Source organism: Psychrobacter sp. TWP2-1-2 (assembly GCF_049896785.1).
Taxonomy (GTDB): domain Bacteria; phylum Pseudomonadota; class Gammaproteobacteria; order Pseudomonadales; family Moraxellaceae; genus Psychrobacter.
The window spans coordinates 101,833-115,797 of record NZ_JAFCVA010000001.1 but is presented as its reverse complement, the minus strand read 5'-3'; the positions used below and the strand labels follow the sequence as shown (position 1 = coordinate 115,797).

The 13,965-nt window shown below is 42.4% G+C and carries 10 protein-coding genes; 8 read left to right on the top strand and 2 right to left on the bottom strand.

Translation table 11 applies throughout. The annotated features are described in order from the left end of the window. Positions 1–51 precede the first annotated feature (51 nt). Positions 52–1,461 (bottom strand): type I glutamate--ammonia ligase, encoded by a 1,410-nt coding sequence (gene glnA / locus ACP7AE_RS00510; RefSeq protein ID WP_055124883.1) that lies wholly within the window; start codon positions 1,459–1,461, stop codon positions 52–54. Between the two features lie 704 nt (positions 1,462–2,165). Between glnA and ACP7AE_RS00505 the strand changes: the two genes are divergently transcribed. The 5 genes from ACP7AE_RS00505 (at position 2,166) to ACP7AE_RS00485 (ending at position 6,730) form a co-directional block, all read left to right on the top strand. Beyond that, the gene (locus ACP7AE_RS00505; RefSeq protein WP_426240982.1) at positions 2,166–2,789 is read left to right on the top strand and encodes an anthranilate synthase component II; all 624 of its coding nucleotides are present in this window, start codon (positions 2,166–2,168) and stop codon (positions 2,787–2,789) included. A 108-nt stretch (positions 2,790–2,897) separates the two neighbouring features. Continuing rightward, positions 2,898–4,019 carry an anthranilate phosphoribosyltransferase gene (gene trpD / locus ACP7AE_RS00500; RefSeq protein WP_426240981.1) on the top strand — a complete coding sequence of 374 codons (1,122 nt, stop codon included), beginning with the start codon at positions 2,898–2,900 and terminating at the stop codon, positions 4,017–4,019. A 70-nt stretch (positions 4,020–4,089) separates the two neighbouring features. Further along, positions 4,090–4,968 (top strand): indole-3-glycerol phosphate synthase TrpC, encoded by an 879-nt coding sequence (trpC, locus tag ACP7AE_RS00495; protein ID WP_426240980.1) that lies wholly within the window; start codon positions 4,090–4,092, stop codon positions 4,966–4,968. 68 nt (positions 4,969–5,036) lie between these two features. Continuing rightward, on the top strand, positions 5,037–5,768 hold the full coding sequence (locus ACP7AE_RS00490; protein ID WP_426240979.1) for a Smr/MutS family protein: 732 nt from the start codon (positions 5,037–5,039) through the stop codon (positions 5,766–5,768). Between the two features lie 329 nt (positions 5,769–6,097). After that, positions 6,098–6,730, top strand: a complete 633-nt coding sequence (locus ACP7AE_RS00485; protein ID WP_426240978.1) for a DNA-3-methyladenine glycosylase family protein — start codon at positions 6,098–6,100, stop codon at positions 6,728–6,730. A 162-nt stretch (positions 6,731–6,892) separates the two neighbouring features. Here ACP7AE_RS00485 and ACP7AE_RS00480 read toward each other — a convergent pair whose 3' ends face one another. Next, entirely contained in the window at positions 6,893–8,860 is a 1,968-nt protein-coding gene (locus ACP7AE_RS00480; protein WP_426241161.1) for a mechanosensitive ion channel family protein, read from the bottom strand. A gap of 448 nt (positions 8,861–9,308) precedes the next feature. Between ACP7AE_RS00480 and ACP7AE_RS00475 the strand changes: the two genes are divergently transcribed. The 3 genes from ACP7AE_RS00475 (at position 9,309) to ACP7AE_RS00465 (ending at position 13,891) form a co-directional block, all read left to right on the top strand. Next, complete coding sequence (locus ACP7AE_RS00475; RefSeq protein WP_426240977.1) at positions 9,309–11,255, top strand: TonB-dependent receptor domain-containing protein; 1,947 nt, start codon at positions 9,309–9,311, stop codon at positions 11,253–11,255. 352 nt (positions 11,256–11,607) lie between these two features. Next, a complete protein-coding gene (ahcY, locus tag ACP7AE_RS00470; RefSeq protein ID WP_426240976.1) occupies positions 11,608–13,032 on the top strand; it encodes an adenosylhomocysteinase in 1,425 nt (474 codons plus the stop codon). A gap of 13 nt (positions 13,033–13,045) precedes the next feature. Then, positions 13,046–13,891 (top strand): methylenetetrahydrofolate reductase, encoded by an 846-nt coding sequence (locus ACP7AE_RS00465; RefSeq protein ID WP_045447362.1) that lies wholly within the window; start codon positions 13,046–13,048, stop codon positions 13,889–13,891. The last annotated feature ends 74 nt before the right edge of the window (positions 13,892–13,965 follow it).

Genomic DNA, 13,965 nt, shown 5'->3' with positions numbered 1-13,965 from the left:
TAACTTAGCTGGTTTTTATGACTCAAAATAACTGAGTGTTTTAGCTATAAATTAGCAGCTGTAGTATAAGTCAAACTCAACGGGATGCACGGTTACATTGACACGTTGCACTTCTTCTTCTTTCAAAGCGATGAACGCCTCTAGCATGTCTTCAGTGAATACATCACCTTTTAATAAGAACTCATGATCATCACGCAAGGCTTGTAGGGCAACTTCTAAGCTCTCCGCAACGGTTGGGATGAGTGCTTCTTCTTCTGGTGGTAAGTCATACAAGTTTTTGTCAGCCGCTTCACCTGGATGTATTTTATTTTGAATACCATCAAGACCTGCCATTAGTAACGCTGCAAACGTTAAGTATGGGTTGGCCGCTGGATCAGGGAAACGTGCTTCAACACGTACCGCTTTTGGGCTACTAACATGTGGAATACGGATAGATGCTGAGCGGTTAGACGCTGAGTACGCAAGTTTGATAGGCGCTTCATAATGCGGTACTAGGCGCTTATAGCTATTAGTCGATGGGTTGGTAATCGCATTCAACGCACGCGCATGCTTGATAATACCACCGATGAAATACAGTGCAGATTCAGAAAGACCCGCATACTCATCACCTGAGAAAGTATTGACACCATCTTTGGAGATTGACATATGCACATGCATGCCTGAACCGTTGTCACCAACGATTGGTTTTGGCATAAAGGTAGCCGTTTTGCCAAACTGATGCGCAACATTATGCACAACATACTTTAGCTGCTGTACTTCATCGGCTTTTTTGACTAACGTATTGAAAGCGACACCAATTTCTGACTGGCAAGGCGCAACTTCATGGTGATGAACTTCAACACAGCCTTCACCGATGATTTCTTCTAAACGCTCACACATAACAGAGCGCATGTCTTGCGAGCTATCGATTGGTGGTACTGGGAAGTAAGCGCCTTTAACACGTGGACGATGTCCCATGTTGCCCCACTCATAGTCATTATTAGTCGACCATGCCGCTTCTTCGGCTGTGATCTTATGGCTAACGCCAGACATATCAATTGACCACTTCACATCATCAAATATAAAGAACTCAGGCTCAGGACCAAAATAAGCAGTATCACCAATACCCGTTGACTTTAAGTACTCTTCGGCGCGGCGCGCAATAGAACGTGGGTCACGATCATAACCTTGTAGCGTTGATGGCTCAATGATATCGCAAGTAACAACTACGGTAAGTGAATCAAAGAACGGGTCAAGAAAAGCCGTCTCTGGATCAGGACGCAAGATCATATCTGACGCTTCGATACCTTTCCAACCAGCAATAGATGAGCCATCAAACATCTTGCCATCTTCCATCACTTCTTCGTCAACGCTATGCGCTGGAAAGCTGATATGTTGCTCTTTACCGCGTGTATCAGTGAAGCGAAAATCAACCCATTTAGCATTAGAGGATTGGATAAGATCTAGTAGTTTGTTCGACATAAATAGTCTCCGTTGTGTTGATTAGGTTATTGCGATTTGAAATTATAAGTACAATCTGTTGGTTAAAAATCTCTGGTTTGATAACAGTCAGCGCTGCGTTTATAGCCAAATATCCTGTTTAATATTATGCTTATTCTCAGCACTGTCAATATTATTAGTCAAGATAGTCATCTGAGTTATGCGCTTAATAAGACCCGCCAGTGTTTTGGTTCGATATTATTCTAACAACATATTACTCATTATGCTGAACTCTTCAGGCACTCGTTAATAATAATTATTGAACCACTTTATCACCAAAGATGATCATAACAGTAATAATGCAAAGGCTATGCCAGTTTTTTATAACAATAGAAACACAGAAGATAAAAATATATTTTTCATAATAATTACAGTAATTTATAATACTTTTGAAAATATTCTAGCCGTAAATTTATCGTCAGTGGCGTCATGCGAATTATTTATTCAGAATCATTATTAACGCATTTACGCACTAAATTAGTGCGTATTTAGTGTATAAATAAAAATTATGTACTTTTTTAGTGCGTTCGAGATTTTAACGAATGTCATACAACAAGCAAAATGTATTGTTATTCACCACTTGTTTGGGTCGCCTGCACCCTACATTTGATAGACTGCAAAATAGTGGTAAGATAACGGCGTTATATAACCATCTCCATAAGTAGAACTCAATAAGTAGAACGCTAATGATTCTAATGATCGATAATTACGACAGCTTTACGTACAATATTGTACAGTACTTCGGTGAATTACAGCATGACATCACCGTCTGGCGTAACGATCAAACCACTATTGAAAATATTAGAACCCTTGCGCCAGATGCGATCGTCATTGGTCCCGGTCCCTGCGATCCTGATCAGGCTGGTATCTCTCTAGAAGCTATCAAGACTTTTCAAGGCGTGATACCGATACTAGGTATTTGCCTAGGACATCAGGCAATTGGACAGGCATTTGGTGGACAAGTGGTCAAGGCTGGCGAAGTCATGCACGGTCGCTTATCCGCCGTCTATCATACTGACCAAGGTGTCTTTGAAGGCTTGCCTAATCCCGTACAAGTCACCCGCTATCATTCGCTTGTCATTGATAAAACCAGCCTGCCCGATTGTCTTGAGCTGACCGCATGGACACAAAACAGTGATGGCAGTATTGAAGAAATTATGGGTATCCGTCATAAAACGTTTGCGGTAGAAGGGGTACAATTCCATCCTGAGTCTATCTTAAGCGAAGCAGGTTATCAGCTGCTCAACAATTTTTTGCAAACGCATCATTTGTCATCACTAACCTCAGATGAACTACCACAAGTCGGCTAACAGTTTATTAAAGCATTTTCTAAAAAAGGCGTTAATAACAAAATCAAAATAAAACCTATTCTATTGATAATTTAAAATTAACGTATAAAAATATTAAGAGAGATCATAATGAGTACAACAAAAACAAATGAAAGCCCTACCCCAACTAACATTGCTCAACTGTCTGATGAAGAGACACATACGCTACTGACGACAGCTTTGGGGCGAATTTTTCAGCACATTGATTTAACCTTTGATGAGATGTATCAGGTGATGCTGATTATCATGCAAGGCAGATGTAGCGACGCCATGATGGGTGCTATTTTGACTGGTCTGCGTATGAAAGGTGAGTCCATCGATGAGATTACTGCCTCTGCCAGTGCAATGCGTGCGTTAGCAGCCAATATCGAACCACGGGGCTGTGATTACTTAGTCGATATCGTCGGAACTGGCGGTGATGGTGCCAATTTATTTAATGTCTCTACTGCATCAGCATTGGTTGCTGCAGCCGCTGGTGCGCAAGTGGCCAAACATGGTAACCGCGGCGTCTCCACCAACTCTGGTAGCTCAGATTTGCTTGAGCAAGCAGGTATCAGTCTGGCGCTTACCCCTGAGCAATCTAAAGCATGTATCGAAAACCAAGGTATCGGTTTTTTGTTTGCGCCCAATCATCACAGTGCGATGCGTTATGCCAATCCAGTACGCCGCGAGCTCAAAGCGCGTACCATCTTTAATATTTTAGGACCATTAACCAACCCTGCTGGCACACCCAATCTGGTAATCGGTGTCTTTACCGCTCAGCTGTGCGAGCCTATCGCTAAAGTCATGAAAAATTTAGGCGCACGTCATGTCATGGTTGTGGGCGCAAAAGACGGTTTGGATGAAATCAGTCTAGCTACCTCAACCACTGTCGCTGAATTAAAAGACGGTGAGATATCTGTTTATGAGATGATGCCAGAAGATGCAGGTATTGAGTCACAAACCCTTATCGGTCTCGATGTAGATTCTCCAGCGCAAAGTCTTGAGCTGATTCGCGCGGCTCTATCAGGAGAAAACTCTCAAAACCGTGCTGTACTTAAAGCACGTGATATGATTGCACTAAATGCAGGGGCGGCCATATATACCGCAGGACTTGCCAGCAACTATGCTAATGGTGTGAGCCGGGCACAAAAAGTCATTCAGAATGGTGATGCTCTACTCAAGCTTGAGTCTCTCGCCACATACACGCAGCAACTGGTGACTCCTGCTTAACGGCTAAGCACCATTACTGTGCACTCTAGCGATTTTGTCTATTTACATTTAACGATATTCGGATACCAGCATGACTCATACAGAAACCAAGACAGATATTCCTTCCGTATTGCAACGCATTGTCGCCACTAAAGTGGAAGAAGTAAATGCCGCACGCGAGGTATTATCTCTTGAAGATTTACAAGCGCAAGTCGCGGCGGATAACAAACCACGTCGTGGCTTCGCGGCGGCGCTACGAGCGGCTAGCACTAAAGAGCATGGTATTGGTATCATCGCTGAGATTAAAAAAGCCTCTCCTTCTAAGGGCGTTATCAATCACAACTTCGCGCCAGCCCTATTTGCCAAGCAATACGAGCAAGCGGGCGCCAGCTGTCTGTCTGTATTGACTGATCGCGATTATTTCCAAGGTGATGATAGCTATCTTATTCAAGCAGCTAATGCGGTAAGCTTACCCATACTGCGTAAAGATTTTATGATAGATGTGTACCAGATCTATCAATCTTATCTGATGGGCGCTGACTGTATTCTACTCATTATGGCCTGCCTTGACGATATCCAAGTACAAGAGCTGCATGCGCTAAGTATAGAATTGGGTATGGATGTATTGATAGAAGTCCATACTAAAGCTGAACTTGAACGTGCACTCCAGCTACCGCGCTCAGCGCATAATATTTACGGCATTAATAATCGTGACTTGAATACTTTCGATGTCGACTTGCAAACCACGCTGGATCTAAAAAATATTTTAATCGACGCACTGGCGGCTGATGTGGATAGCACGCTTAAACCGCTTATCGTCACCGAAAGTGGCATTCATAATAGCGCTGATATTCGTTTGATGTTGAAGCACAATATTCAGCACTTCTTAATCGGTGAACAGTTCATGAAGACTGACCATCCTGGACAAGCGTTACAATCCTTACTTGCGGGCGTCGCAGCAGACGGGTAAAGTGGCTTAAGTCTACTAAACAGTTTAAATCAATCCATCATTCATCAACCAACGATACGTTAAATTCTATGTCAAACTCTCTATTTTCAAAAGAAATGCAAGACCAGCTCAAAGAGCTAAAAGGCCAACTTAGCAAAGGTCGCGATACCAATTCGCCTGAAGATGAAAACCAAAAGCCTACTGAGCCTGTATCATTGCCCACGCAAAAGCAAGTAAACAAGACTGTCAAGCAAATGGCTAGCGAGCATATTGACGATGACAAAGTTCTGTTTATGCAAGCAATGCATGGCGTCAATCAGCTTGAAGACAAAAACGTACGCTCACCTGCCAATGCTAGCAAAACGGGCAAACCTGATGCGACCACCTTGTCTAAACGTGCTGCCGCGCAAGGTAGTGAAGCGAGCGATTTGGGAGCTGGCTTGTCAGATATGCAAGCACTACTCAACCCTGTCGCTGCTGAGGCCTATTTATCTTACAAACAGCCGACTTTGCAGAATAAAATCTTTGATCAGCTTAAAAAAGGCAAGCTACGTTGGTATGACGCCGTAGATATTCATGGTTGTACCATCGAAGAGGCGCGCGTGGCAATGACTCAACTCCTAAGCCAAGCAAAACAGAAAAACGAGACGATGGTAAAAATCGTTCATGGTAAAGGCTCTGAGGCCATTTTAAAAACCTGCGTCAACGGTTGGCTACGTCAATTACCAGAAGTATTGGCATTTTGCTCTGCGCCGCCAAAAGATGGTGGTAACGGTGCAGTATTGGTACTGCTCAAAAAACCTAAAGCTGATGGCGAATAATTTTTAGTGTTAGAGTTAGGGCGTGTCCTCAATTCAATCGATTACTTTCTAAATGGGCTAAAAATAGCTAAATTTTGCCAAACATCGTCAAATAGCTTCTTAATATCTCGATATTATGTGCTCTATTTTCCTTGTTTGACGGCAATTTATCTCATTTTTATCACCATTTTTAAAATGAGGACACGCCCTAGTATGAATAATCAAAAGGACTGCTTATTGGCAGTCCTTTTTGTTATGCTCATAAAATCATTATTTAATCTTTATCAACTATAGCCCCTACATTTAACATCTAGCGATAGCTATATTTGCATAAATCAGGATAAGCATTTATGAGCATACAGACCATTGAGAACACGCAACAGCTACATGAACATATCATGGCTTTGATTGTTATCGAGCCAAGATTTTTGTCTATCTATGAACAAGTTGGTATGCCCAGTCTACGGCATAATGTCGGTGGGTTTGAGCAGTTGATGCGAGCAATAGTTGGTCAACAGCTGTCTGTGGCAGCAGCAGCCAGTATTTGGCAAAGATTACTTGATGCCGCCTTGACGAATCCACAGACAATTATCAAAGCAACAGATGAAGACTTAAGAGCGCAAGGGTTATCTAAACAAAAAACCCGTTATATTCGCTCATTAGTCGATCATAATATAGACTTTGCTGCGTTAGAAATTTTGCCTGATGAAGAGGTGCTAAAAGTGCTGACAGCCGTTACTGGTATTGGCCGCTGGACGGCTGAAATGTATTTATTATTCTCACTGAAACGTGCAGACGTACTTGCGGTCGATGATCTAGCGATTAAAGTAGCGGCGATGGCGTTATTAGGCTTAACGGAATGCCCAACACCGAAACAGTTAAAGAATCTAACTCAAGATTGGTCACCACATCGCAGCGCTGCCAGTCTGTTGCTATGGTCATACTACGGCTTATTACGTAATCAAACCGCTGTCCCTTTATAAGGCCAAACACCAAAGTACAATTCACTATGTCAAACTCGCTTAGCTTACGCTTAGTCTAGCACTCGTTTTCTTTGCTGCTCTAATTTTTATGAATGGTATAAGATAAACGCTTGATAATTATTACCTCAATTGCTGATCTTATACCGTTTTTAATCCATAATTTTATGGCTGATTCCATATAGAAAAGCCCGATTTTCTTTTTGCGTACTTGAATTTGATTTTCTTTATCATACGGCTTTTATTTCTCAATGCCTTTAACGCATTGTCTTTTTTGCTCTCTATGGATTTAGTTGTTTGCTTGCTGCCCTTTTCATCTGCCTTGACGTTATCTTTACTCAAGTCCACGGCATGCTTATCATCGTTGCTGTTATCCTTATTGTCGCTAGCATCATCATCAGCATGGTCATCGTTTGACATGTCTTTTGTCGTTTCGGCGATGTTATCTTCCTTATTCTTATCTTCAATTTCGTTTTCTATGTGATGCTCAAGCTCAGTTTGATTGACAATAAGCTGCTGCGTTGGCAAAGCATGCTCGACATCATATTTCGCTACTTGGTTCAATAAATCAACAAATAAAACGTTCTGTTTGTCATAGAACTCAGTCACACCATTAGCATTAACATACGCCTGTAATTGAATGATATAGCAGTCCTGACGTAGCTCTAAAATATTGACCTGATTCCATTCTTGGTTGGTCAAATAATGCTCATCTATAAACTCATCCAAGTCTTTGACCATCTTAAAGACCACATCAATATCAGCAGTGCGTTTAATATATAACTGATGGAAGAAGCGAAACATATCGCGGGATGTAAAGTTTTCAATTTGCATTGATGAAAAATCACCGTTTGGTACAGTCACAACAGTGCGCGTCAAGGTGCGCACACGTGATGAGCGAATACCAATATCAATGACTGTGCCTTCATAAGTGCCAAACTTACAATAATCACCAATACGTACGGGCGAATCCGCCACGACCACGACACTACCAACAAGGTTTTCGATGGTTTTTTGCGCACCCAGTGCTAATGCCAAACCACCCACACCCAAGGCGGCAATACCTGTGGTCAAATCAAAACCTAAATTACCGAAGATAACAATCACGGCAAAGATCAGCAGCAACGCTTTGACCACTTTGCGTAGCAGCCCCAAGATAGAGACACGTTCAGTATAATTTTTCTTATAACTTAAATTTACCGCACGAGTGAATATGGCATCGATGACTCGTAACAGCAACCAAGTTAATGCAAGCCAAGATGCAATCTCGGTAAAACGATTGATCGGTTCACGTAGCGTCACCGACACGCCTGCATACACCATCACTTCTGACAGTATCAGCGCCATAATGACCACTGCCAGTGGCAATACGACCTTATCAGGTAATGGCAATGGTACGCCGCGCACACGAGGATAGACGATTCGTAATAGATGGTACAGCAGCCATACCATGATATAAGTAAACACAAAGCTGCCGACAGTCATCATTAACGCTGCGGCTAAATCAGCCACTTGATAACCAAACAGCTTTTTGCCTTCTAATGAATCAAAAGTATAGCGAGACACTAACGTCGGTTCGGTATTTTCTATGACTTCTGGTACTGAGCTAAGCGTATCCGTAGAAAACTGCCAGTACTGCTCTCCTTGCTTAGACACCACTCTTTCAAGTATCAGTGGCACGCTTTTTTCACCCACATTAATCGCACCGACGTTTTCTTGGCTTGGCGGTAGCTGATCAGTTAGGTTGCCCTCAGGCGTATTATTAATCTGCAAATCAGGCTGAAAACGCCCGCCTGCATCCAGCGCTTGCTTAAACTGACGAACGATTGTGGTTGGATTGTCCGACTTTGATAAGTTTAAATAATTACTCGCCAGCAGATAGTCATTTTCACCTAACGCACTGATGAAGCCCTGTACGGTATGGCGCGGAGTATCACGTCCGAATGAATCTGGTATCGGCGTACTCGCCGACTCCTCACTGGTACTGCCACCCATCCCCAATGCGCTAGCTTCAGCAGCAAATGCATTATTGGGTAACAACGCACTCAACAGCATCACAAGCAAAAACAAAATTGCCATTAGTGGCATTTTGATGATTGAGCATGGTGAAGACAACTCAGGACTGGGAATCATAGGAATCAGGCGATACTTAATAGACAAAACAAACCTCTTAGCATTATGAATGGTACAACGAAAAACAGATGAGTGCTTCCCTATAATAGCAATTATTTATAACAGCAGTGCTTTTGATTACACGTTTTTATGGTCATCTATGTGAATTATCTACTCTCGCATTTGCTTATGACTTCTAATTTTTTCTTACCTTTCACGACACTCCTTCTCAATGTCTACTATGAATAAGAGTGATAATCATTAAATGAATAAACCGCAATCTATCATGAAAACTACTCAGCTTACCGTGAATAAACATTAGGTTAAAGTGGTTTATAAAGCGGTCTGTTTTGTAGATAATGAACGCAGTTTTGCTTGTCTACTGCTTTTTGTAATTTTTAGCCATATTAACGTCAATATGGTTACTTTTTTCCCTGCATTTTTTAATATGATTATTTTGGAATTGACTATGTCTTTATCACGTTCATCTTCACGTACCTACCTTCGTTTGAGTATCTTAAGCGCATTGGGTTTACTTGCGGTTAACACAGCAATGGCAGTGACACCTGACGTTGCTACTATTAACGATAGCGAGCTACCACAAGTTGAGCTTGATGAAATCATCGTAACAGCAACCCGTACCCCCACTAAAACCAGCAATGTGATTGCACAAACTCGGGTTGTAGATAAAGAAGATTTAAAACGCTTTCAAGGTCAGACGGTTTTAGAAGTACTTAGACGGCAGCCAGGATTTAGCATTAAACAAGATGGTGGTATGGGTCAAAGCAGTAATTTCTATCTTCGCGGCTATGATAGTAAGCGTGTATTAGTGCTAATAGATGGTGTTCGTTATGGCTCAATGTCAACAGGTCAGCCCGCTTTAGCCTTATTACCGACCGATCAAATTGATCGTATTGAAATTTTATACGGTGCTTCAGGCTCTAGCATTTATGGTTCAGATGCTATGGGCGGCGTCATTCAAATATTTACTAAAGGCAGTGACGTCGATCAAACTAATTTTTCTGTGACCGCAGGTGTTGGCTCACATGACCACTATGTTTATGGTGCAACAGCGCAGTTTACAAATGCTCAAGGCGCAAAACTGAGTCTTTCCGCTAGTCGGAATCAAACCAAAGGTATCAGCGCGCTTGACAACCGAACAGGCAATGATAAAGATGACGATGGCTTTGAGAGCAATAACTTTGCCTTAAATGCTAGTATGCCTATTACTCAAAATATAAGCGTTGGCGCAACTGGACTTTTCTCTAAGTCAACGACAGAGTTTGATAACTTTAGTTTTGGACCAGGTCCCAATGCAGAGATTGAACAAAAGAATGGTGCCGTATCAGCATTTTCACAATACGAAAACGATAAGCTGACAGTACGACTATCAGCGGGTCAGAGCTTGGATAAGATTGATAACAAAGTGGGCGATGCCTTTGAAACCAAGCAGAAACAGGCGAATTTGATAAGCACTTATGAATTACCTATAGGACAATTTCAAGCAGGTGCCGAATGGTTGCAGCAGGAAGTGGACCTTACAGATAACACTCCTAGTGCCGGTGGTAAAGACAGTTATAAAATAAATGACCGTGATATTAAGAGTGGCTTTGCTGGTTATCAAGTAAATGAGGATGCTTACGATTTTCAAGCCAATGTTCGTTTCGACGATAACTCACAATTTGGTCACGAAACTACATTTGGTCTTGGTTATGCTGTAAAGCTAGCGCCTAGCCTACGTCTAGGTACTAGCTTCGCTACTGGCTACAGAGCGCCTACTCTGAATGACTTATACATCGAGAGTGCTTACTATGTTCCAAATGAAGATTTAAAAGTCGAAAAGAGTAAAAACCTAGAAGTATTTATTGAATCTACCAGTACGATACAAACTACTCGTTTGACTGGTTTTAATAGTAATGTCGACAATCTTATTGATAACAGATACGATGGTAGTATTGATAAATATCAAGCACTGAACATTGATGAAGCAAGCTTGTCAGGTTATAGCTTTACCTCAGACTGGCAGCTCAGTAATATTTTATTTGGTGGTCAATACACTCGCACCAATGCTGAAGAGAACTCCGGAGCTAACAAAGGCAAACAATTAGTGTATCGCCCTGAAAACACTGGCCTGGTATATATAGGTTACCAAGCTGCAGAGTTCGATATTCGTACTGAAGCAGAATATGTGGGTAAAACCTATAATGTTGCAGATAATAGCACTTTTATAGAGGACTATACGTTATTCAATATCAGTGGTAATTATTACTTGAGTCCAAATCTGACATGGACAAGTCGTATTAACAATTTGACTAATGTAGATTACTCAACCAATGAGAGTTTTGGTCAATATGCTTCGCGTTACAATCAAGACGGCACCAACTTCTTTACCTCTCTAACCTATAACTGGTACTAATTTCTCTTGGTACTATTTGGACTGTCTGAAATGAGAATAAAAAAGGTCATCCATCGATGGCCTTTTTTATTGCTACATATTACTGCTCGCCTTCTTACGTGCCTATACCGTCAGCTATTTATGTTATCCAACAGGTGACAATTCATGACTCATCAATTACAATAACGACCTCCGAGAGGTGTTGCGCCATAATATCTGATAGTGCATTTAGGCTTTAAAGCCCTGCTAATCAGTCATTATGTTAGGCTCGGTAACTGTTAAACAATCATCTCATTGATTGTTGACAGCGCAAATAACGGCACCTGCGTTTTTATTCTTTTTATCATACCTTAACCACTGATAGGAGCATATTATGGACGCAGTGTCTAACACCCCATCTGCCCATACAATCGACCCCTCTTTCACTGACTATAAAGTCGCCGACATCAGCCTTGCTGACTACGGTCGCCGTGAAATCACCCTTGCCGAAGCCGAAATGCCTGCCCTTATGGGTTTGCGTCGTCGCTACGAAGCCGATCAACCGCTTAAAGGCGCGAAAATCGCTGGTTGTATCCACATGACCATCCAGACTGCCGTTCTTATCGAGACACTCGTCGCGTTAGGTGCTGAAGTACGTTGGACCTCATGTAACATCTTCTCAACTCAAGACCATGCTGCTGCGGCTATTGCTGCTGCTGGCATCTCTGTTTATGCTTGGAAAGGCGAAACTGAAGAAGAGTACGAATGGTGCTTACGTCAGCAAATCCACGTTGGCGGCGAAGCCTCAGGTCAGCTTTGGGATGCCAACTTAATCTTAGATGATGGTGGTGATTTAACTGCATTGATTCATAATGATTATGCAGAGCTGCTTGACAGCATCCATGGTATCTCTGAAGAAACCACCACAGGCGTGCATCGTTTAGTTGAGATGCTCAATAAAGGTACGCTAAAAGTACCAGCTATCAACGTCAATGACGCGGTTACCAAGTCTAAAAATGACAATAAATACGGTTGCCGTCATAGCTTAAATGACGCCATCAAACGTGCAACTGATATGTTCCTTGCTGGTCGTCGTGCCTTAGTTATCGGTTATGGTGATGTTGGTAAAGGCTCTACGCAAAGCTTACGTCAAGAAGGTATGATTGTCCGTGTCTCAGAAGTTGACCCTATCTGTGCGATGCAGGCATGTATGGACGGCTTTGAAGTATTGTCACCGTACATCAATGGCGATAATACTGGTGGCGCAGAAAACATCAACACCCGTCTGCTTGAAGACACTGACATGATTGTTACCACCACTGGTAACTACCATGTTTGTGATCGTCACATGCTAGCAGCCCTGAAACCAGGTGCTGTTGTATGTAACATCGGTCACTTTGATACCGAAATCGACACTCAGTTTATGCGTGATAACTGGCGCTGGGTTGAGATTAAGCCACAAGTCCATCAAATCTTCCGCTCAGATGATGAAAATGATTACTTAATTTTGCTTGCTGAAGGTCGTTTGGTAAACTTGGGTAATGCGACTGGTCACCCATCACGCGTGATGGACGGCTCATTTGCTAACCAAGTATTGGCTCAAATGTACCTGTTCGAAGAAAAATTCGCAGACTTGCCAGCTGATAAACGTACTGACAACCTATACGTCAAAGTACTGCCTAAGAAGCTCGATGAAGAAGTCGCTGCGGCGATGGTTGCTGGTTTTAACGGTACTCTAACGAAGCTAACTGAAAAACAAGCAGAGTATTTGGGTGTGCCTGTCGAAGGTCCATTTAAGCCTGACGCTTACAAATACTAAAAGGAGCCAGACTGTGACTAAGCCTGCTTTCTCCTTTGAGTTTTTCCCTGCCAAAACCGAGCTAGGTCATGAAAAACTACTCAGTACTTATGATGAGTTGAATAAGCTATCACCTGCGTATTTTTCGGTGACTTACGGTGCTGGGGGTTCAACCCGAAATCGCACTTTAGATATCGTCCAAGCACTATGCGCACGCGGTGATACTGACATTGCGCCGCATATATCTTGTATCGGTGATGATAAGGCGGAAATCGCTGAATTGCTCGATCTGTATAAAGGTTTGGGCATCAAGCGCTTAGTCGCCCTGCGTGGTGATTTACCATCAGGTCAAGTCGGTATGGGCGAGCTGCCGTTTGCGTTAGACTTGGTGAAGTTTATCCGTGAATATTCAGGCGATCATTTCCATATCGAGGTCGCAGCGTATCCTGAGATGCATCCACAAGCGCGTAGCTTTGCGTTTGATGTTGACAACTTGGTCAATAAATACCAAGCGGGTGCTAATGCATCGATTACCCAGTTTTTCTATAACGCTGATAGTTACTTATATTTGCGTGATACCTTAGAAAAGCGTGGTATCGATACGGTTGCTCAGCCTTTAATCGCTGGTATCATGCCAATTACTAACTCAAGTAATTTGGTACGCTTTGCTGATAGCTGTGGCGCTGATATTCCGCGTTATGTACGTAAGCAGTTGTCTGACTTTGGCGATGACCGCAAAGCCATTCGTGAATTTGGTTTTGATGTGGTCTATCGTTTATGCGAGCGCTTAATTGCTGAGGGCGTACCTGCCATGCATTTTTATAGCATGAATAAGGTCGAGCCAAACAAGCGCTTGGTTGAAGCACTCGGCTTAGCTTAATTGCTCATCGTATTTATTAAATGTATTTTTTAAAGACTGGCGTTCCTAGGAGCGCCAGTCTTTTTAGTATAAGA